Origin of the sequence: Martinezella multihospitum (genome assembly GCF_900094585.1) — a bacterium.
Taxonomy (GTDB): domain Bacteria; phylum Pseudomonadota; class Alphaproteobacteria; order Rhizobiales; family Rhizobiaceae; genus Rhizobium; species Rhizobium multihospitium.
In genome coordinates this window covers 39,314-59,484 of the sequence record NZ_FMAG01000003.1, presented here as the reverse complement: position 1 = coordinate 59,484, position 20,171 = coordinate 39,314, and the positions used below count along the sequence as shown (strand labels likewise).

Sequence of the window (20,171 nt, the reverse complement as noted above, 5' to 3'; positions counted from 1 at the left end):
AGGCGGATTGACCACCGATTAGGCCGATTGATCGCAGATCGGTCCGATTGATCACCGATCGGTCAGGCTTGTGAGTATTTCTGCCCGATATGGTCCATGACTTCGGCGAACCAGGGAGTGGAGATATCGAAAGCCTTGCCGCCCTTGATGCGCGGGAATTCGATGACGCGCAGCTTGCCGCCCTGACCTTCATCATGTCCCGTGACGCCGGACACCTTATTGAGGGCACTTTCCACCGCGAGGTCGACCATGCCCTGAATCAGGCGGAGGTCCTCGCCGTTTGCGGGGGCAGAGCGTGCGAAATAGCCCGATTTCTGCACCATGGAGCGTTCTGCACCGATGATCGCTGCGAATTGCTTCTGGAACCAGCCGCCGACATTGATCGTATCGATCTTTACGTGCCCGAAGGCGTCGCGCTTGACGGCTTCGCCGGAGGCTTCCCGCTCGGCGACGATGGCGTCGAGGCCGGCGCCTTCCGATACGAAAAGCGTCACCTGGCCGGTCTTCTCCATGATATTGCGCAGGCGCTCGCCTTCCGCCTCGATATCGAATGCCATTTCCGGAAGATAGAGGCCGTCGATGCCCTTCATCTCGGCATTCATCATGAAGCCTTCGACATATTCGTTCGCGCCGCTCTTCTGGATATAGGCGCGCGCGGTTGCCGCCGTCAGCCAGCCACAGTGGCGACCCATGACTTCATGAATGACGAGCGTTTTCGGTGCTGCGGTTTGTTCATTGCTGACATTGTCGAAGAAGTGCGCGCCGACTTCGGCGGCCGTCCAGGCACCGAGGGACTGGCGGATCGGCACGACGTCGTTATCAACAGTCTTCGGCAGGCCGACGACGGTCAGATCATAGCCGTTGGCGCCAAGATAGGCTGCAAGATCGGCCGCTGTCGTATTGGTATCGTCGCCGCCGATCGTGTGAAGGATAGTCACGCCGTCGGAGGCCAGTCGCTCGGCAGCGACGCGCAGCGGGTTTTCGCCTTCCTTGACCAGGCCGCGCTTGACGCAGTCTGCGATGTTGGTGAGCTTGACGCGGCTGTTGCCGATCGGCGAGCCGCCATAGCGATGCAGCAGATAAGCCTTTTCTCGCATGGCCTGCGTCACCTCGATGCTGTCACCCAGCAGAACCCCCTGATAGCCGGAACGATAGGCTATCATGTCGAGATCGGGCGCCACATCGCTATAACGCTGGATCAGCCCCCCAACGGCAGACGAAAGGCAGGGCGCCAATCCACCGGCAGTGAGCATTGCGACTTTCTGTTTGGCCATGGGGATCCTCCTTGCAGGCAAGCTGCTTCATTTCATTGGTTGCGGTGGAATGGATGCGACAGGCAGGCAAGGGTGTAAAGTAAAGAATTTAAGAAAACGGCGGTTTGTCTCGTCTTCGAAAGCCGGGCGAGGGCGATTGGACGACAGTTCGCATGTGCAGCATCATTACCAAATTGTGAAAAGTGTTTTCGGGCTTGCGACGAATGGACTGCTTGCATTGATAGGCATTATTTGATCAAGGTGTTCTACTGTTTCAGTAGGATATAGAGACCGGCATGTCGTTCTGGGAAAAATTGCTGAATGCTATCGGTAGCACTGCCGGCAATGCCCTGTCGGCGGTGGTCGAGGCTATTCGCACCGTCTTCGAAGGCGATCCGGAAACACGCCGCAAGGTGGCATTTTCCGTCGCCATAATCGCTCTTTCCGCCAAAATGGCGAAAGCGGACGGCGTGGTGACGGAAAACGAGGTCAATGCGTTTCGCGAGATCTTCGAATTTCCGCCCGATCAGGCGAAAAATGTCGCCCGTCTTTATAATTTGGCGCGCCAGGATGTGGCCGGCTACGAAGCCTATGCGGAGCGGCTGTCCTCCCTTTGCGAGACCTGCACGAAGAATTGCCCGGTGCTGGAAGACGTACTCGACGGTCTTTTTCATATCGCCAAGGCCGACGGCCTGATCCATGAGAAGGAAATGGATTTCCTTCAGCATGTCGCCGAGATTTTCCATATGAGCGAGGAGCGGTTCGAGCAGATCATGGCCCGCCATGTGAACGTTGGCGGCCGCGATCCCTACAAGGTGCTCGGCGTCTCGCGCCAGGACGATTTCCCGACGATCCGCCGCCGCTACCATGGCCTCGTCTACGAGAACCATCCGGATCGCCTCGTTTCGCGTGGGGTGCCGGAAGAGTTCCATGCCATCGCGAACGAACGCATGGCGGCTCTGAATGCGGCTTATGCCGAGATCGAGAAAGAACGCCGCGCAGCATGAGTGCATTCAAGACCGATTTTACTCGCGCCCATGTGCAGCCTTCGCCGAACCATGGCGAGAGGCGGGATGGACGTCGGCCCGATATCATCCTTCTGCATTATACCGGCATGGGAACCGCCGAAGGCGCTTTGGACTGGCTCTGTCGTCCGGAGAGCCAGGTGTCGAGCCACTATTTCGTTTTCGAGGGCGGGCGTGTCATGCAGCTCGTTCCCGAAGAGCGCCGAGCCTGGCATGCGGGCAAGAGCTCGTGGCACGGCGAGACCGATATCAATTCATCGTCGATCGGCATCGAGATCGCCAATGCCGGCCATCCCGGCGGACTGCCTGAATTCCCCGATGCGCAGATCGAAGCAGTGATCGAACTGTGTCGCGATTGCGGCCAACGCTGGGCAATCGCGCCCGAGCGGGTGCTTGGGCACTCCGATGTCGCGCCTGTGCGCAAGGTCGATCCGGGCGAAAAATTCCCCTGGGAAAAGCTGGCTAAGGCCGGTGTAGGCCATTGGGTGGTGCCGGCGCCGATCACCGGCGGGCGCTTCTTCCAGAAGGGCGATATCGGCCAGCCGATAGAGGCGCTGCAGTCCATGCTGTCGCTTTATGGCTACAGCACTGAAATAACGGGTGAATTCTCGGAAAAGCTCAAGGGAGACGTAGAAGCCTTCCAGCGCCATTTCCGGCAGGGGCGCGTGGACGGCATCGCGGATTTTTCAACGATCGATACGCTTCATCGGCTGCTTTCTGCTCTGCCGCGCTATTCGTAATTTATCCGATCTTGTCGCCGGTATTTATAGCCGGCTATAAAAGCGAAAAAGCGTAACTCCCTGCTACGCCACATCTTTTCCCTATTATCTCCGCATTGCATTGGTCTAACGACGCTCGCTGAACGACGGTCGCGCCGTCTGGGTTTGTGTGTCGCGCGACCGTAGACGACTAATGGGGACTGTGCATTCCGGCGGCTCTTTTTGCCTCCAGCCGGACGTGATGGCTTGCGCTGTCCGCGGTCCCGCCCCTGGAGACAAAAGACTACATGAAAAATTTGATTGTTGCGGCTGTGGCATGCGTGGGCGTGCTGCTGGTGGGATACGATTCTGCCTTTGCAGGCCAGCGCCACGCAAAGCAGAAAACGGTTCCTCTCAAGATCGTCAGCCGCACCACCGGCTTTCCGGTTCCCAATGTTCCCGCCGAATTGCGCGACGCCGAGACCTCCTTCGCACGGCAAAATCGCTATTCCGCACTGATTGCCAAATATGCCAAGCAGAACGGCGTTGCGGTTGAACTCGCCACCGCCGTCATTAAGATCGAAAGCAATTTCAATCCGCAAACCCGGGGTAGCGCAGGCGAGATCGGCCTGATGCAGATCAAGCCGGCAACTGCCCGGCTGATGGGATATTCCGGACGGGCCAAGGGGCTCTACGATCCCGAGACGAACATCAAGTTCGGCATGAAATATCTGGCCATGGCGCAGGATCTCGGCGGCGGTCCGACCTGCAACACCATCCTCAAATACAATGCCGGCCACGGCGCCACCCGCATGAACCCGATCTCGAAGCGCTATTGCGGCAAGGTGCTTGCCCTTCTGGACTGACATTCATGCTAGGATTTCGGGTAGGGCGGAATCGCTTTCCGTGCTATCGAAATCGCGACTATGGATGAGGGTTACAGCATGGCAGCGGATTTCAGGTTCATCGTCGTTGGCCGGGGCATGATGGGGGCAGCCGCTGCCCGTCACCTGGCGAACCAAACGGACGGTGTTGCCGTCATCGGGCCGGATGAACCTGAAGATCGCGCCAGCCATCAGGGCGTATTCGGCAGTCATTACGACGAGGGCCGCATCACCCGTACGATCGACCCGGACACGGACTGGGCCCGTCTCGCAAACCGTTCGATCGGCCGTTATGCGGATATCGAACGGGATAGCGGCATTCAATTCTATGCCCCGGTCGGCTGCCTTGTTGTCGGGCCGAAGCGAGGTGGTGAAACAGCTTATGTCGGCGATGTCGTAGAAGCGGCCAGGCGGCTCGGCGTGCAAACCGATATTCTTGACGATGCCGAACTCAAGGCGAAGTTTCCCTTCTTCTCCTTCGTATCGGGAAGCGAAGGGGTCTTCGAACCGCACGGGGCCGGCCATATCAGCCCGCGCCGGCTGGTCAAGGCACAATCCCTATTGGCGGAAAAGGCAGGCGCGCGGGTCATCAAGCAAACGGCGCTGTCGATCCGCGACGAGGGCGGCCTAGCTGTCGTGACGACTGCCGAGGGCGAGACGTTCAGCGCCGAAAAGATCCTGCTCGCCGCCGGCGGTTTCTCCATTGCCGAGAGTCTCTTGCCGCGACCTGTTGAGATGAAGGTTTATGGCCGCACGGTCACGTTCTTCGAGGTCAGCGAGGCGGAAGCCCAAGCCCTTTCCGGCATGCCGTCGCTGATATCGAAGGCAGCTGATGACGTGGACAGCATCTATATGCTGCCGCCGATCCGCTATCCGGACGGCAGATATTACATGAAGATCGGTGGCGATCCCGACGATCTGCAATTCACGACCGAGGCGGAGCTGCGTGCCTGGTTCCGTACTGCCGGCCGCGACAAGGCGCGCGAGCATCTGGTGCGAATCTTCCATGAGCTCGTTCCCGGCGTGACGCGGCCACCGGCTTTCACCAATTCCTGTGCCGTCTCCTATTCGCCATCAGGCTACCCCATGATCGGCTATACGTCTTCGCCGCGGGTTGCTGTTCTGACGGGCGGCTGCGGTACGGCCGCCAAGAGCTCCGACGAAATCGGCCGGCTCGGGGCGGAACTGCTGCTCGCAGGTCGAATCAAGGACGAAGGCTACAGCACGGATTTCTCAGCGCATTTCCGCAATTGACATCCGCTCTTCACAAACCAGCATATTTCGTTGGCAATTGCGGGCGGTCTCGGTTAATGAGCCTGTGCCAGTTGGCCGGGCAGCCGCGCTTCATCAATGCCGAAAGGCGATGGGGTGAGGAAAGTCCGGGCTCCACGGAAACACGGTGCCGGATAACGTCCGGCGGGGGCAACCTCAGGGAAAGTGCCACAGAAAGCAAACCGCCCGATCTTCGGATCGGGTAAGGGTGAAAGGGTGGGGTAAGAGCCCACCGCGTCTCTGGAAACAGCGACGGCACGGAAAACCCCACCGGGAGCAAAACCGAATAGGGATGACACGGAGCGCGCAAGCGCTCCAGCCTGTTTCCGGGCCGGTCATCCGGGTGGGTTGCAAGAGGCGTCGCGCAAGCGCCGTCCCAGATGAATGGCTGCCACGTTCCGGCCTCGGCCGGAGCCATACAGAACCCGGCTTACAGGCCAACTGGCAAATCATCGCGTCACTTCGAGCGGCGCGTCCAACGCTTCTGCCAAATAATTTTTGAAGCTGCCGAATGACCTGAATTTCAGGGCTTTCCGGCCTCGATGGGCGAGGGTTTTCACCTGTGAAAACAATCCGTTTCGGGACGTATCCTGAAGCCGATCCTAACCTTTCGTTAAACTTAACGTCTTATGAATATTCAGGCTGCGGCCACGTCTGACGTGGCTTCATCCCATTGACGCCCATATGGTCCCATGGTATCCCAAAAGAACACTGCACAAGGGCAAATCAGAGCCCAATCATCGCAAAGCCATGATTGCTCCCGTTCTGGGAGTGTCGAAGGGGTGTCGGCTCTTTCGGCTTGCGAAGCTGTGTCCGATTTTGGCTGTGCCTGTAAGCGAGTAGCGGCTTGCAGGTCATGGGGGACGGGTGTTTCGCGTCATGAACCGCTTCCTGTCAAATGCGACCAACCGGATCGATTCCAAGGGGCGGGTTTCCGTGCCTGCGGCGTTTCGTTCCGTGCTGGCCGAGCGCAATATCCAGGAGCTTTATTGCTTCCAGGATTTTGTGTTTCCGGCGATCAGCGTCGGTGGTCTCGATCTGCTCGATCGCTTCGAGCGGCAGATTGCGGCGGACGATCCGTTTTCGCCGGCGGCGAACCAGATGTCGCTCCTCATTCACGGGGGCGGGGTCTTCATGAAGCTCGATGCGGAAGGGCGGCTGATGGTCACGGATTTCATCCGCGACTTCACCGGAATTTCAGGCGAAGTGACCTTTGTCGGTCGGGCGGATCATTTTCAATTATGGCGACCGGAGGCCTTCCTGGCCTTGCAGTCGCAGGCACGAGAGGAGCGCAGGCTGGCGGGCAGGCGCTCGGAATAGAGCGGAGAGGCGGAATGGCGGCGAATTCAGGCGGAGGTTCTTCTGATGCCGGTGGCGGACCAGTTCGTCACATTCCGGTTCTTCTTCCAGAGGTGATCGAGGCGCTGGCTCCGGCGCCCGGCAAGATCATCCTCGATGGAACGTTCGGGGCTGGTGGCTATACATCGGCCATCCTCAAGGCCGGCGCCAATGTGATCGCGCTCGATCGCGATCCGACGGCGATCATGGCGGGGCAGGCGCTCGTTTCCGCTCACGCCGGCCATCTTAATCTTATTCAATCGCAGTTTTCCGAGCTGGCCGATCATGCGCCTGATGGTGGCCTTGATGGCGTCGTGCTCGATATCGGCGTCTCGTCCATGCAGATCGACGAAGCCGAGCGCGGCTTTTCCTTCAGCAAGAACGGCCCGCTCGATATGCGCATGTCGGCAAGCGGCGTGTCGGCCGCAGACGTCGTCAACCGCGCCAAGCTCGCGGATCTCATTCGCATCTTCGTGTTTCTGGGCGAGGAAAAGCAGGCGCCGCGCATCGCGCATGCGATTGAGAAGCGTCGCGCTGAGGCGCCTTTCGTGACCACCCGCGATCTGGCCGGCCTGATCGAGATCGTGACGCCGCGAAAGGCGAAGGACAAGATTCATCCGGCGACGCGGGTCTTTCAGGCTTTGCGGATTTTCGTCAATGACGAGCTCGGCGAGTTGGCTCAGGCATTGTTTGCAGCCGAGCGCGCCCTCAAGCCGGGCGGGCGCCTTGTCGTCGTGACCTTCCATTCGCTGGAAGACCGGATCGTCAAGAAGTTCTTCGCCGACCGCTCGGGTCGTGCGGCCGGGTCGCGTCACATGCCGATCGTGAATGAGCGGCCTGCCACTTTCGAGCCGGTCGGCAAATCGATGATTTCTGCGAGCGACGCTGAGGCGGAAACCAATCCGCGCGCTCGCTCGGCCAAATTGCGTGCGGGGGTTCGCACTTTGGCTCCGGCGGAGGCTGCAGATCTTTCTATTTTCGATCTGCCCAATCTCGCCAGTCTCGGAAAGCTTGGGGGTTGAAATGCTGAAGACTTTTGACATCGTGCTGATCGGCGTCATGACGGCCATGGCCAGCGTGACCTATACGATCAAGCATCGTGCCGAGCTGAAGCTGGAAGAGGTTCATCGCCTCGAATCCGAAATCAAGCTTGAGAGGGATACGATCGATCTCCTCAAGGCTGACTGGGCGCTGGTTTCGCAGCCGAACCGTCTCGAGCGCCTCGTCAATAATTATAATAGCGAACTTCAACTGCAGCCGACGCTCTCGACGGCGATCGTTCAGCCGAGCGAATTGCCGATGCTGCGCTCGCAGCTTCCGCCGCCAACGGTAGTGGCCTCCAGCGATCCGAAGAGCGGCAAGGCAGGCGGTGTCAAGAGCGGTACGTCGGTGGCCTCGAGCAATGGCGATACGACGGATGCGCAGATCAGGAAGGCTATCGCCGATGTCGCGGCCGCGCCGGCACCACGACCGAAACCGCCCGCTCTTGCCAAGCGCAAGAAGCCGGATGTCGACAACATGGCAACGGGATCGGTGAGGGAGTAATGTCTTTTCTTTCTCGCATCATGGTCCTGAAGAGCAAGGCCCACTTCTCTACGGACGGTAACAACCGCCCAAGCGACGGATTCTCTCGTTCGAGCTTCGAGGGCGCGCGCAAGCGCAAGTCCAATCAGGCAAAAAGCCGCGTCGTCCTGTTGGTCGCAAGCTTCATCGCCGTCTATTGCGTGATTGGCGGCAGGCTTGCCCAATTCGCCATGACATTGCCGGATGTGACGTCAAGCATTCTGCCGCCGGATCGTCTGATGGCCTCGCGTCCTGATATCGTCGACCGCAACGGCGCCCTGCTGGCAACCGACATCCGCACTGTTTCGCTGTTTGCCGAACCGAACAAGATCATCGACGCGGACGAGGCTGTCGAGGAATTGCGCAAGGTCCTGCCGGATCTCGATACCAAATCCACCTACAAGAAGCTTTCGACGAAGTCCTCGCACTTTGCCTGGCTACGTCGGCAGTTGACGCCGAAGCAGCAGAACCAGATTTTGGCACTCGGTATTCCCGGTATCGGCTTCCGTCCCGAGAAGCGCCGCTTCTATCCGGGCGGTACGACCGCTCCTCATATCCTCGGCTACGTCAATATCGACAATCGCGGCGTTGCGGGCATGGAGAAATATATCGACGACCAGGGGCTCGCCGATCTCGCTGCTGCCGGCATGACCAACGATCAGCCGCTGCAGCCGGTAAAGCTTTCGATCGATCTACGCGTGCAGGGCATCGTTCGCGATGCGGTCGTCAACGCCGTCAAGAATTTTCAGGCCAAGGGCGCGGGTGCTGCGGTCCTCGATGTCCACACTGGCGAGGTTCTGGGCATGGCCTCGGCTCCGGACTTCGATCCGAATTATCCGAACGAAGGTGCCACGGAAGGCTGGCTCAACCGCATGACGAACGGCACGTTCGAAATGGGATCGACCTTCAAGACCTTCACCATGGCTATGGCGCTGGATGATGGCAAGGTAACGTTGCGTAATGCCTTCGATGCTACCAATCCGATCCGCATCGGTGGCTTTACCATCAAGGATTTCCACGGCCAGCGCCGCGTTCTGACCGTTCCGGAAATCTTCCAGTACTCCTCGAACATCGGCACGGCCAAGATCGCCGACATCGTCGGTATCGAGGGGCATAAGGAATTCCTCACCCGTATCGGTCTGCTCACGAAGATGCAGACCGAATTGCCCGAGGTGAAAATGCCGTCGCAGCCACGCGTCTGGAAGAAGATCAATTCGATTACGATCTCCTTCGGTCACGGTGTCTCGACGACGCCGCTGCAGACAGCTGTCGCGGGAGCGGCGCTCGTTAATGGCGGCAAGCTGATCGAGCCGACCTTCCTGCCGCGCACGCGCGATCAGGCCGATGCCATCGCCAAGATGGTCATCAAGAAGAGCACCAGCGATGACGTGCGCTTCCTGCTCGAGTTCAATGGCACCAGGGGTTCTGGTCGTAACGCCCGCGTTCCCGGCTACAATGTCGGCAGCAAGACCGGCACGGCCGATAAGGTGGTCAACGGCCGGTATTCCAATACGTTGAACTTCAATACCTTCATGGCCGTGTTTCCGATCGACAATCCGCAATACATCGTCATGACCTTCATCGACGAGCCGAAGAGCGGCGAGCGCGGCGGCGGGACGATTTCGGCCTTCACGGCCTTGCCGATCGCCCGTGATATCGTCGCCCGCTCGGCGCCGATTCTCGGGGTACAGCCCAGTTTTGGAAAAGATGACTCGGCCTTGCTGGCGTCTTATTAAGCGTGAAAGAATACACACGTCGATTCGCGAGGGGCGGACTGATCGAGAAGGCGAAAAGTACATTCGATGAACTTGCGGGATATTGCCGGGAATGCGTTTCCGGAACTCAACACATATATTGGCGGGGCGCTTGGCGATCTTGAGATAAGCGGGATCTCCGCTGACAGCCGTAAGGTGGCACCAGGCATGGCGTTTGTCGCCGTTGCCGGTACCAAGGCCGATGGCGCAAGCTTCATCGCCGACGCTGTTTCGCGCGGCGCTTCAGTTGTGATTGCAGGTCATGCGGCCGATGCCGGAAAGGTGCCGCTGCTGCAGGTCGTTGAGCCGCGACGGTTCCTCGCTGTTGCCGCCGCCCATTTCTACGGACGCCAGCCGGAAACGATGGTGGCTGTGACGGGAACGGCCGGCAAGACCTCCGTTGCTTCTTTCACGCGCCAGATCTGGGCCTATGCCGGCCATCCGGCCGCCATGATCGGCACGACGGGCGTCGTTTCTCCGACCCGCAACGAATATGGCGCGTTGACGACGCCCGATCCGGTGTCGCTGCACAAGCTGCTTGCCGAACTGGCGGATGAGGGCGTTACCCATGCGGCCATGGAAGCATCCAGCCATGGCCTCGACCAGTTTCGGCTCGACGGCGTGAGGCTTGCTGCTGCTGCCTTTACCAATCTTGGCCGTGATCACATGGATTACCATCCGACGGTCGAGGACTATATGGCCGCCAAGATGCGGCTGTTCCGAGACCTGCTGCCGAAGGGGTCGCCGGCTGTTATCTTTGCCGATGATGCCTGGTCCGTGCAGGCGATCGCCGCCGCCAGAGACGCTGGGCATGCTGTCCGCACCGTCGGGCGCAAGGGCGATTTCCTGACGTTGAAGCGCGTCGAACACTTCCGCCACAAGCAGATCGCCGAGGTTCATGTCGGCGACGACATCTTTGAAGTTCATATCCCGCTCGCAGGCGATTTCCAAATTGCCAATGCGCTGGTCGCAGCTGGCCTTGCCATTTCGACGGGTGTTGCCGCATCCGTTGCCATGACTGCGCTGGAGAAGCTAGTCGGTGCGTCCGGCCGTCTGGAGCTCGTCGGTCATACGCATGACGGCGCACTCGCCTATGTTGATTATGCACATAAGCCGGATGCGCTGGAAAACGTCCTGAATTCGGTGCGGCCGTTCACGACGGGCCGGGTCATCGTGGTCTTCGGTTGTGGCGGCGACCGCGATCGCGGCAAGCGTCCGATCATGGGCGAGATTGCCTGCCGGCTTGCTGATGTCGTCGTCGTCACAGATGACAATCCGCGCTCCGAGGATCCGGCGACGATCCGCGCGGAGATCATGGCGGCTGCCACCTGCGCAACCGAGATCGGCGACCGCGCCGAAGCGATCCGTAAGGCTGTCGAGCTGCTGAAATCCGGCGACACGCTGATCGTTGCCGGCAAGGGGCATGAGGAAGGTCAGACGATCGGCGGCGTGACGCTGCCGTTCTCCGACCATGCCGAATTGCGCAAAGCATTGGAGGATTTGAAGTCTTGAGCTGGCTATGGACAACTGAGGATTTGATCGCTGCAATCTCGGGCCGCTTCGTCGGATCGCTGCCAGAGGGCATTACGGGCATTTCCATAGACAGTCGCTCCATTCAGCCCGGCGAGGCCTTTTTCGCTATCAAGGGCGATCGCGTCGACGGCCATGACTACGCCAATATCGCTATGGCGAATGGCGCCGCCTTCATCGTGATCAGTGAGGCACGGCTGCCGGCGATGGGCAGCCTGACCGTGCCGAAAGTGGTCGTGGATGACGTCTTGGCCGCGCTTGCGCGGCTCGGTGTTGCCGCCCGTAAGCGTACGCAGGCGAAGATCATCGCTGTGACTGGTTCGGTCGGCAAGACGACGACCAAGGAGATGCTGCGCCGGGCGCTGACGCCGTCGGGCAAGGTGCATGCCTCCGTCGCCTCGTTCAACAATCATTGGGGTGTGCCGCTGACATTGGCCCGCATGCCGGAAGATACCGATTTTGGCGTCTTCGAGATTGGGATGAACCATCCCGAGGAGATCAGGCCGCTCGTCAAGATGGTGCAGCCGCATGTCGCGATCATCACTACGATCGCGCCGGCCCATCTCGGCAATTTCAACAGTATCAGCGAAATCGCGGCAGCGAAGGCGGAGATTTTTGACGGCGTCGTGCCCGGTGGTCATGCCATTCTCAATCACGACAACGATCAGTTCGAGATGCTGGAGAAGGCTGCTGCCGCGGCCGGCATAGAGCATATTCATAGCTTCGGACAGCATGCGAAGGCCGATGTGCGCCTTGCCGAGTTCAACGCCTCGGAAGAGAATTCGACACTGTGGCTGACGATCGGCGGCGAGACCATGGAAGTGGCGCTCGGTGCGCCGGGTCGCCATATCGCGGAAAACGCGCTTGCCGTGCTCGGTGCGGTCATGCTCGTTGAAGCCGACCTCGACGAGGCCGTCGATGCTCTTGCGGACCTGCAGCCTGAAAAAGGCAGGGGACAGCGCCACAAGCGCGCGATCGGCAACGGCTATTTCACGCTGATCGACGAAAGCTACAACGCCAATCCCGCATCCATGCGCGCGGCCATTGCGCTGCTGGCGACGACATCGCCGCATGCGGGACCAGGCGGACGTCAGGGCAGGCGTATCGCCATGCTAGGCGACATGCTGGAAATGGGGGATTACGCCCAGCGCGTGCATGCCAACCTTGCTGGGCCGCTCTTGGCGGCCGGTATCGAGTATGTCTGGCTGGCCGGTCCGGAGATGGCGGCTTTGAGGGATGAGCTGCCGGAAAGTGTTCATGTCGAATATCGCGAGACGACTGAGGAGCTCTCGGAATTCGCGCTCAATTCTGTCGCTTCTGGCGACGTCTTGATGGTGAAATCGTCGCTGGGAATGGGGTTTGGAAAGATCGTTGCGGGCTTGCTTGACAAGTTTCCCGCATTTTCCGACACGGGCCTCCACACCCATCAGGGGCTTTAGAAAGGGCTCTTATGCTGATCTGGCTTGCCGAACTGTCGGACCATATTCATTTTTTCAGTACCCACTTCAGATTCCTCAATCTGTTCAGATACATCACATTCCGTACCGGCGGCGCCCTGTTCACGTCAGCGTTGATCGTTTTCCTATTCGGGCCGCGAATCATCTCTTCCCTGCGCGTACGCCAAGGCAAGGGACAGCCGATTCGCGCCGATGGTCCGCAAACGCATTTCAAGAAGGCCGGTACCCCGACCATGGGCGGCCTGATGATCCTCGCTGGCATCGTCGTCTCGTCGCTGTTGTGGGCTGATCTTGCCAATGTCTATGTCGTTGCCACCCTGCTCGTGACGCTCGGCTTTGGTGCGATCGGCTTTTACGACGATTATCTCAAGGTGACGAAGCAGAGCGACAAGGGTTTTTCCGGTCGCGCCCGCCTCGGCATCGAATTCGTCATTGCCGCGATTGCCGTCTATTTCATGATGACGACCGCGCTGTCTTCCGGCCCTGCGGGTTCGACCTTCGGCTCGTCGGTTGCCTTCCCCTTCTTCAAGAGCCTGTTGCTCAATCTCGGCATGTTCTTCGTGCTGTTCGGCGCCTTCGTCATCGTTGCCGCCGGTAACGCCGTCAACCTGACGGACGGCCTCGATGGACTGGCGATCGTGCCCGTGATGATTGCCGCGGCCTCCTTCGGTATCATCTCCTATCTCGCCGGCAACTTCGTCTTTGCCGACTATCTGGCGATCAATTTCGTGCCCGGCACGGGTGAGCTTGCCGTGGTGCTTGGTGCCGTCATCGGTGCGGGTCTCGGTTTTCTCTGGTTTAATGCGCCGCCGGCCGCAATTTTCATGGGTGACACTGGTTCGCTGGCACTGGGCGGCATGATCGGTTCGGTTGCCGTCGCCACGAAGCACGAGATCGTCATGGCGATCATCGGCGGCCTGTTCGTCCTCGAGGCGCTTTCCGTCATCATCCAGGTCGGCTTCTTCAAAATGACCAAGCGGCGCGTCTTCTTGATGGCGCCGATCCACCATCACTTCGAAAAGAAGGGTTGGACGGAAAGCCAGGTCGTCGTGCGGTTCTGGATCGTTGCGGTCATTCTGGCGATGATCGGCCTCTCCACCCTGAAGCTGCGGTGAGGCACCGATGATCCCCGTCTCCACGCTGAAAGGAAAAAAGGTCGCGCTCTTCGGCCTTGGCGGTTCCGGCTTTGCCACGGCGCGGGCGCTTGTCGCCGGCGGCGCTGACGTCACGGCCTGGGACGATAATCCGGACAGCGTGGCGAAGGCTGCGGCCGAAGGGATCGCGGTCGCCGATCTGAGGACGATCGATTGGAATGGCCTGTCGGTCTTCGTTTTGTCGCCCGGCGTGCCGCTGACGCACCCGAAGCCGCATTGGACCGTCGATCTCGCGCACGCCGCCGGCGTCGAGGTCATCGGCGATGTCGAGCTTTTCGTGAGGGAGCGGCGGGCACATGCGCCGGATTGCCCGTTCATCGCCATTACCGGAACGAACGGCAAATCGACGACGACGGCATTGATCGCCCATATCCTGCAATCGAGCGGGCGCGATACGCAGCTCGGCGGGAATATCGGCACGGCCGTGCTGACGCTCGATCCGCCCAAGGCTGGCCGTTTTTACGTGGTCGAATGCTCCTCCTACCAGATCGATCTGGCGCCGACGCTCAACCCGTCCGCCGGTATTCTTTTGAACCTGACGCCTGATCACCTCGATCGCCATGGTACGATGCAGCACTATGCCGATATCAAGGAGCGGCTGGTGGCGGGCAGCGATGTTGCCGTCGTCGGCGTCGATGACAGCTATTCCTCCTTGATTGCCGACCGCATCGAACGGACGGGCGGCAAGGTCACGCGGATTTCGCGCCGGCATGCCCTCGCGGATGGCCTCTATGCCGAGGGCAGCCGCATCATGCAGGCATCGAACGGTGCGGCAAGCCAGATCGCCGATCTCGATGGTATCCAGACCTTGCGCGGCGGCCATAATGCGCAGAATGCGGCGGCGGCGGCCGCCGCTTGCTTGGCCGTCGGCGTGTCCGCCGAGGAGATCCGGGCCGGGCTGAAATCCTTCCCTGGCCTCAAGCATCGCATGCAGCCGGTCGGACGGCGTGGCCGGGTCGTCTTCGTCAATGATTCCAAGGCGACCAACGCGGATGCGGCGGCACCCGCGCTTTCGAGCTACGAGAATATCTACTGGATCGCAGGCGGCCTGCCGAAGGAGGGTGGCATCACCAGCCTGGCGCCGCTCTTTCCGCGTATCGCCAAGGCCTATCTGATCGGTGAGGCCGCGCCCGCCTTTGCGGCGACGCTCGGCGAGCAGGTTCCTTACGAGATTTCCGGCACGCTGGAACGCGCCGTGGCACATGCCGCCGCGGATGCGGACAGGGATGAACGGGAGACTGCGGCGGTGATGCTGTCACCGGCCTGCGCAAGCTTCGATCAGTATAAGAATTTCGAGGTCAGGGGCGACGCCTTCGTCAGCCATGTGGCTGCGATCGATGGCGTCACCATGCTGATCGGTTCAGCAACTGGAGGCAAATGATATGGTAAGCCGCGTTGAACGTGGGGCCTTGGCCGAATGGTTCTGGACCATCGACCGCGTGTTCCTCGCCCTTTTCATCCTCTTGATCGGCATCGGCTTCATGCTGTCCTTTGCAGCGTCGCCGGCGGTGGCGGAGCGCATTGGGCTCGAGCCGTTCCACTTCGTCAAGCGCCACGCCCTGTTCCTCATTCCGGCGATTGCGGCGATGATCGGCATTTCCTTCATGACGCCTAGACAGGTGCGAAGGACCGCCGTCATCCTGCTGATCGTGTCGCTGGCGATGATGCTTTTCGCGCTTTTCTTCGGCATCGAAGTCAAGGGCTCGCGGCGCTGGGTCAATATCGCCACCTTGTCGATCCAGCCTTCGGAATTTATGAAGCCGGCCTTCGTCGTCGTCTGCGCCTGGCTGTTTTCCGAACACGCCCGCCAGCCCGAGATTCCCGGCAATCTCTTCGCCATCATTCTTTTCGGCATCGTCGTCGCCTTGCTCGTCGCGCAGCCTGACCTTGGCCAGACCATTTTGACGACCGCGGTCTGGGGCGGCATGTTCTTCATGGCCGGCATGCCCTGGCTGTGGATCATCGTGCTTGGCGGTCTCGGCGCGGGCGGTTTCGTCACCGCCTATTACGTTTTCGATCACGTCGCGCAACGCGTGAACAAGTTTCTGACGGGTGAGGGCGATACGTTCCAGGTCGACACCGCCAAGGAAGCGATCGTTCACGGTACCTGGTTTGGCGTCGGCCCGGGCGAGGGCACCGTCAAGCGCATCATTCCCGACGCCCACACCGACTTCATCTTCTCGGTCGCGGCCGAGGAGTTCGGCGCCATCTTCTGCATGGTGCTCGTGCTGATCTTCGCCTTCCTCGTGCTGCGCGGCCTCTCGCATGCCTATAAGGAGAAGAACGATTTCAACCGCTTCGCCGTCGCCGGCCTCGTTCTGCAGATCGGCATCCAGTCGATCATCAACATCGGCGTGAACCTGCAGCTGCTGCCGGCCAAGGGCATGACGCTGCCGCTCATTTCCTACGGCGGCTCGTCGATGACCGCGATCTGCGTCACGGCCGGCTTCATTCTGGCACTGACGCGTCACAGGCCGGAAAAACGCGCACAGGACCGTACCATGTTCCGCGTGACGCACGGTTTGCCGGCGGAGTGATCGTCTTGGAACTGCCGCTTATTTGCTCTTCATATCTCCGGCCTTCCTCTCATTCTCCGGTCGCTTTTCACGAGGCGCCGGTCTATGAGGGGAGCTTGGCCCGCGCCGATGACGCGGTCGAGGCGGCTTCCTATATTAGGGAGATGCCCCGAGTAGTGGGGTATTCGCGGGAGCGAAAATTATGAGTAAAGGCATTGTCCTTCTTGCCGCCGGCGGTACCGGCGGTCACGTATTTCCGGCCGAGGCGCTGGCCTATAAGCTGAAGGAGCGCGGCTATTCCGTGCACCTCGTCACCGATAGCCGCGCCGAACGCTATGCCGGCAAGTTTCCAGCCGATGAGATTCATGTCGTGCCCTCGGCAACGATCGGTTCGAAGAACCCGGTAAAGGTCGCGCAAGCTCTTTGGACGCTGTGGACCGGCATGCGCGCAGCGCGCAAGCTGATCCAGCGTATCAAGCCCGTCTGTGTCGTCGGCTTCGGTGGTTATCCGACCGTTCCGCCGCTCCTCGCCGCCACGCGCATGGGCGTGCCGTCCATGCTGCACGAGCAGAACGCGGTCATGGGCCGCGCCAACAAGATGCTGGCGACGCGCGTTCGCGCCATTGCCGGCGGCTTCCTCACGGAAAATGGCGCCTTCGCCGAGAAAACGGTGACCACGGGTAATCCCGTTCGCCCGGCCGTGATCGAGGCTGCCAAGCGTCCCTATGTACCGTCTGTTCCGGATGATCCCTTCAATCTTGTCGTGTTCGGCGGCAGCCAGGGTGCACAATATTTCTCCAAGGCCGTACCTACGGCGATCAGCCTGCTCGAGGAGCCGCTGCGCAAGCGCCTTCGGATCACGCAGCAAGTGCGCCCCGAGGATATGGAGACGGTCAATAGCTGCACGAGAAAACTTGACATGGGCGCCGATGTCGCGCCGTTTTTCAACGATATGGCGGAGCGCATCGGCGCTGCGCATCTGGTTCTCTGCCGCTCCGGTGCCTCCACGGTTTCCGAGCTCGCCGTCATCGGTCGTCCGGCGATCCTGGTGCCTTATCCGCATGCGCTCGACCACGACCAGGCCGCCAATGCCGCGGCGTTGGCGGCAACCGGCGGCGTCAAGGTCATCGCGCAGTCGGAGCTGACGTCGGAGAAACTTTCCACCATCCTGCGCGGCGCCATGACCATGCCGGAAAAGCTTGCAAAGATGGCGGCATCGGCCAAGCAGGCCGGCAAGCCGGACGCTGCAAACTTGCTTGCAGACATGGTTGAGGCTATTGCCGCGGGACGTTCAATTCAGCAATTCAAGGGGGCAGGCGCATGAAGCTGCCGAAGGCAATCGGCCTTGTGCATTTTATCGGTATAGGCGGTATCGGAATGAGCGGGATCGCCGAGGTGTTGCATAACCTCGGCCATCGCGTACAGGGTTCCGATCAATCGGAAAGCGCCAATGTGCAGCGGCTGCGCGACAAGGGTATTCCGGTCCATATCGGTCACAAGGCAGAAAACCTCGGTGATGCCGAAGTCGTCGTTGTCTCCACCGCCATCAAGAAGAGCAATCCCGAGCTCGTTGCCGCGCGTGAAAAGCTGCTGCCGGTCGTGCGCCGTGCCGAAATGCTGGCCGAGTTGATGCGTTTCCGCAATGCCATCGCCATTGGCGGCACGCATGGCAAGACGACGACGACCTCGCTCGTGGCGACGCTGCTCGAAGCCGGCGGCCTTGATCCCACTGTCATTAATGGCGGCATTATCAACGCCTATGGCACCAATGCGCGCATGGGCGCCGGCGAATGGATGGTGGTCGAGGCTGATGAATCGGACGGTACCTTCCTGAAACTGCCGGCAGATGTTGCCATCGTCACCAATATCGATCCCGAACATCTCGACCATTACGGCAATTTCGATGCTGTGCGTGCCGCCTTCCGGCAGTTCGTGGAGAATGTGCCGTTCTACGGCTTCGGCGTCATGTGCATCGACCATCCGGAAGTGCAGTCTCTTGTCGGGCGCATCGAGGACCGCAAGGTCATCACCTATGGCGAAAATCCGCAGGCCGACGTGCGCTTTTCGAATGTACGCATCGATGGTACGCGCTCGCTGTTCGATATCGAGATCCGCAGACGCCGTACGGGCAAAGTGATCCAGATCAAGGATCTGGTCATGCCGATGCCGGGCCGCCACAATATTTCCAATGCGACCGCCGCCGTTGCCGTTGCCAATCGGCTCGGAATTTCCAGCGAGGCGATCGCCAAAGGGCTGGCTTCCTTCGGTGGCGTCAAGCGCCGTTTCACGCTGACCGGCGAGTGGAACGGGGTCAAGGTCTTCGATGATTACGGCCATCACCCTGTCGAGATCAAGGCGGTGTTGAAGGCTGCACGCGAAGCCTGCAAGGGCCGCATCATCGCCGTTCATCAACCACACCGCTATACGCGCCTGTCGAGCCTCTTCGAGGAATTCGCGGCCTGCTTCAACGATGCCGACAGCATCTTTCTGGCACCTGTCTATGCCGCCGGCGAAGATCCGATCGAGGGCGTCGATTCGCAGACGCTGGTTTCGCGCATCAAGGCCGGCGGTCATCGCGATGCACGCTATCTGGCTTCACAGGAAGATCTTGCCGCCATGGTTGCAGAGATTGCGCGGCCAGGTGATTTTGTGGTTCTGTTGGGAGCTGGTAGCATCACATATTGGGCAGCATCATTGCCAAAGGAATTGGAAGGCCTCTCGGGTAAGTCCGCATGAAACAGGTAGATGGGGAAAAACTTCTGGCGTCGCTCGGCGACGGCGTAAAAGACATCAGGGGGCGGCTGACGCCGGATGCTCCGATGGATCGTGTGACGTGGTTCCGCGCCGGCGGGTTGGCGGAACTGATGTTCCAGCCGCATGATACGGATGATCTCATCACGTTCCTGAAGATCCTGCCGGAAGACGTGCCGCTGACGGTCGTCGGCGTGGGTTCGAACATATTGGTGCGTGATGGCGGCATTCCGGGCGTTGTCCTCAGGCTTTCAGCCAAGGGTTTCGGTTCGGTCGAGCTTGCCGGCGAGAACCGCATCCTGGCCGGTGCGATCTGCCCGGACAAGCATGTCGCCGCCATGGCGATGGACAACGGCATCGGCGGTTTCCATTTCTATTACGGGATTCCAGGCAGCATCGGTGGTGCGGCGCGCATGAATGCGGGCGCAAACGGTGCTGAAACGCGCGAGCGCGTTGTCGAGGTGCATGCGGTCGATCGGAAGGGCGACAAGCATATTCTGACCAATGCGGAGATGGGCTATAGCTACCGTCATTCCGATGCCTCCGAAGGCCTGATTTTCACGCATGTCCTTTTCGAAGGCTATCCGGAGGATCGCGCCAAGATCCGCGCCGAGATGGATGCCGTGCGTGCGCATCGCGAGACTGTGCAGCCGATCCGGGAAAAGACCGGCGGTTCGACCTTCAAGAATCCGGACGGGCTTTCGGCCTGGAAGCTGATCGACGAGGCGGGTTGCCGCGGCCTGGTTATCGGCGGCGCTCAGATGTCGTCGCTGCATTGCAACTTCATGATCAACATGGAGCAGGCGACGGGCTACGATCTGGAATATCTCGGCGAGCAGGTGCGCCGCGAGGTTTTCGAAAAATCCGGCGTCAAGCTGGAGTGGGAAATCAAGCGCCTCGGCCACTTCATGCCGGGTCGGGAAGTCCGTCCGTTCCAGGGTGTGACGACGGAGTAGGTCCGGCTGCAATCGGCGCC

17 protein-coding genes and 1 other RNA gene are annotated in these 20,171 nt (G+C 60.2%); 17 read left to right on the top strand and 1 reads right to left on the bottom strand.

Annotated elements, in window-relative coordinates:
• Positions 1–62: 62 nt before the first annotated feature.
• Complete coding sequence (locus GA0061103_RS11860; protein ID WP_092711369.1) at positions 63–1,274, bottom strand: pyrophosphate--fructose-6-phosphate 1-phosphotransferase; 1,212 nt, start codon at positions 1,272–1,274, stop codon at positions 63–65.
• Positions 1,275–1,549: 275 nt separating this feature from the next.
• Here GA0061103_RS11860 and GA0061103_RS11855 point away from each other — a divergent pair, with 275 nt between their 5' ends.
• From GA0061103_RS11855 to murB, 17 genes are all read left to right on the top strand, one after another.
• Positions 1,550–2,260, top strand: coding sequence for a J domain-containing protein (locus tag GA0061103_RS11855; RefSeq protein ID WP_069612546.1), 711 nt, complete (start codon positions 1,550–1,552; stop codon positions 2,258–2,260).
• Complete coding sequence (locus GA0061103_RS11850) at positions 2,257–3,018, top strand: N-acetylmuramoyl-L-alanine amidase (RefSeq protein WP_092711368.1); 762 nt, start codon at positions 2,257–2,259, stop codon at positions 3,016–3,018. The genes GA0061103_RS11855 and GA0061103_RS11850 overlap by 4 nt, the downstream gene beginning before the upstream one ends.
• Before the next feature lie 266 nt (positions 3,019–3,284).
• Entirely contained in the window at positions 3,285–3,842 is a 558-nt protein-coding gene (locus GA0061103_RS11845; RefSeq protein WP_092711367.1) for a lytic transglycosylase domain-containing protein, read from the top strand.
• A gap of 78 nt (positions 3,843–3,920) precedes the next feature.
• Entirely contained in the window at positions 3,921–5,114 is a 1,194-nt protein-coding gene (locus tag GA0061103_RS11840; RefSeq protein ID WP_092712750.1) for an NAD(P)/FAD-dependent oxidoreductase, read from the top strand.
• A 67-nt stretch (positions 5,115–5,181) separates the two neighbouring features.
• An RNA gene (rnpB, locus tag GA0061103_RS11835) (RNase P RNA component class A) lies at positions 5,182–5,581 on the top strand.
• Between the two features lie 430 nt (positions 5,582–6,011).
• Positions 6,012–6,452: a division/cell wall cluster transcriptional repressor MraZ gene (gene mraZ / locus GA0061103_RS11830; protein WP_092711366.1), complete on the top strand. Its 441-nt coding sequence runs from the start codon at positions 6,012–6,014 to the stop codon at positions 6,450–6,452.
• 14 nt (positions 6,453–6,466) lie between these two features.
• Entirely contained in the window at positions 6,467–7,492 is a 1,026-nt protein-coding gene (rsmH, locus tag GA0061103_RS11825; RefSeq protein WP_092711365.1) for a 16S rRNA (cytosine(1402)-N(4))-methyltransferase RsmH, read from the top strand.
• Between the two features lies 1 nt (position 7,493).
• Positions 7,494–8,015, top strand: coding sequence for a cell division protein FtsL (gene ftsL / locus GA0061103_RS11820; protein WP_092711363.1), 522 nt, complete (start codon positions 7,494–7,496; stop codon positions 8,013–8,015).
• Positions 8,015–9,769, top strand: a complete 1,755-nt coding sequence (locus GA0061103_RS11815; RefSeq protein WP_092711361.1) for a peptidoglycan D,D-transpeptidase FtsI family protein — start codon at positions 8,015–8,017, stop codon at positions 9,767–9,769. Before ftsL ends, GA0061103_RS11815 begins: the two co-directional genes overlap by 1 nt.
• A 66-nt stretch (positions 9,770–9,835) precedes the next feature.
• Positions 9,836–11,299, top strand: coding sequence for a UDP-N-acetylmuramoyl-L-alanyl-D-glutamate--2,6-diaminopimelate ligase (locus tag GA0061103_RS11810; RefSeq protein ID WP_092711359.1), 1,464 nt, complete (start codon positions 9,836–9,838; stop codon positions 11,297–11,299).
• Complete coding sequence (locus GA0061103_RS11805) at positions 11,296–12,756, top strand: UDP-N-acetylmuramoylalanyl-D-glutamyl-2,6-diaminopimelate--D-alanyl-D-alanine ligase (protein ID WP_092711357.1); 1,461 nt, start codon at positions 11,296–11,298, stop codon at positions 12,754–12,756. The genes GA0061103_RS11810 and GA0061103_RS11805 overlap by 4 nt, the downstream gene beginning before the upstream one ends.
• Before the next feature lie 11 nt (positions 12,757–12,767).
• On the top strand, positions 12,768–13,889 hold the full coding sequence (gene mraY, locus GA0061103_RS11800) for a phospho-N-acetylmuramoyl-pentapeptide-transferase (protein WP_092711355.1): 1,122 nt from the start codon (positions 12,768–12,770) through the stop codon (positions 13,887–13,889).
• Positions 13,890–13,896: 7 nt separating this feature from the next.
• The gene (gene murD / locus GA0061103_RS11795; RefSeq protein WP_092711353.1) at positions 13,897–15,309 is read left to right on the top strand and encodes a UDP-N-acetylmuramoyl-L-alanine--D-glutamate ligase; all 1,413 of its coding nucleotides are present in this window, start codon (positions 13,897–13,899) and stop codon (positions 15,307–15,309) included.
• Position 15,310: 1 nt separating this feature from the next.
• On the top strand, positions 15,311–16,465 hold the full coding sequence (ftsW, locus tag GA0061103_RS11790; RefSeq protein ID WP_092711351.1) for a putative lipid II flippase FtsW: 1,155 nt from the start codon (positions 15,311–15,313) through the stop codon (positions 16,463–16,465).
• A 181-nt stretch (positions 16,466–16,646) separates the two neighbouring features.
• Positions 16,647–17,768: an undecaprenyldiphospho-muramoylpentapeptide beta-N-acetylglucosaminyltransferase gene (murG, locus tag GA0061103_RS11785; RefSeq protein ID WP_092711349.1), complete on the top strand. Its 1,122-nt coding sequence runs from the start codon at positions 16,647–16,649 to the stop codon at positions 17,766–17,768.
• Positions 17,765–19,180 (top strand): UDP-N-acetylmuramate--L-alanine ligase, encoded by a 1,416-nt coding sequence (gene murC, locus GA0061103_RS11780; protein ID WP_092711347.1) that lies wholly within the window; start codon positions 17,765–17,767, stop codon positions 19,178–19,180. Before murG ends, murC begins: the two co-directional genes overlap by 4 nt.
• Positions 19,177–20,151, top strand: coding sequence for a UDP-N-acetylmuramate dehydrogenase (gene murB, locus GA0061103_RS11775; protein WP_092711345.1), 975 nt, complete (start codon positions 19,177–19,179; stop codon positions 20,149–20,151). Before murC ends, murB begins: the two co-directional genes overlap by 4 nt.
• Positions 20,152–20,171 lie beyond the last annotated feature (20 nt).

Excerpts from the sequence above, each read along its gene's own strand:
- mraZ (WP_092711366.1), top strand. The coding sequence starts at position 6,012 with ATGAACCGCTTCCTGTCAAATGCGACCAACCGGATCGATTCCAAGGGG.
- murC (WP_092711347.1), top strand. The coding sequence starts at position 17,765 with ATGAAGCTGCCGAAGGCAATCGGCCTTGTGCATTTTATCGGTATAGGC.
- GA0061103_RS11845 (WP_092711367.1), top strand. The coding sequence starts at position 3,285 with ATGAAAAATTTGATTGTTGCGGCTGTGGCATGCGTGGGCGTGCTGCTG.
- GA0061103_RS11855 (WP_069612546.1), top strand. The coding sequence starts at position 1,550 with ATGTCGTTCTGGGAAAAATTGCTGAATGCTATCGGTAGCACTGCCGGC.
- murD (WP_092711353.1), top strand. The coding sequence starts at position 13,897 with ATGATCCCCGTCTCCACGCTGAAAGGAAAAAAGGTCGCGCTCTTCGGC.
- GA0061103_RS11810 (WP_092711359.1), top strand. The coding sequence starts at position 9,836 with ATGAACTTGCGGGATATTGCCGGGAATGCGTTTCCGGAACTCAACACA.
- murG (WP_092711349.1), top strand. The coding sequence starts at position 16,647 with ATGAGTAAAGGCATTGTCCTTCTTGCCGCCGGCGGTACCGGCGGTCAC.
- rsmH (WP_092711365.1), top strand. The coding sequence starts at position 6,467 with ATGGCGGCGAATTCAGGCGGAGGTTCTTCTGATGCCGGTGGCGGACCA.
- GA0061103_RS11850 (WP_092711368.1), top strand. The coding sequence starts at position 2,257 with ATGAGTGCATTCAAGACCGATTTTACTCGCGCCCATGTGCAGCCTTCG.
- GA0061103_RS11860 (WP_092711369.1), bottom strand. The coding sequence starts at position 1,274 with ATGGCCAAACAGAAAGTCGCAATGCTCACTGCCGGTGGATTGGCGCCC.
- ftsL (WP_092711363.1), top strand. The coding sequence starts at position 7,494 with ATGCTGAAGACTTTTGACATCGTGCTGATCGGCGTCATGACGGCCATG.
- GA0061103_RS11815 (WP_092711361.1), top strand. The coding sequence starts at position 8,015 with ATGTCTTTTCTTTCTCGCATCATGGTCCTGAAGAGCAAGGCCCACTTC.
- murB (WP_092711345.1), top strand. The coding sequence starts at position 19,177 with ATGAAACAGGTAGATGGGGAAAAACTTCTGGCGTCGCTCGGCGACGGC.
- GA0061103_RS11840 (WP_092712750.1), top strand. The coding sequence starts at position 3,921 with ATGGCAGCGGATTTCAGGTTCATCGTCGTTGGCCGGGGCATGATGGGG.
- mraY (WP_092711355.1), top strand. The coding sequence starts at position 12,768 with ATGCTGATCTGGCTTGCCGAACTGTCGGACCATATTCATTTTTTCAGT.
- ftsW (WP_092711351.1), top strand. The coding sequence starts at position 15,311 with ATGGTAAGCCGCGTTGAACGTGGGGCCTTGGCCGAATGGTTCTGGACC.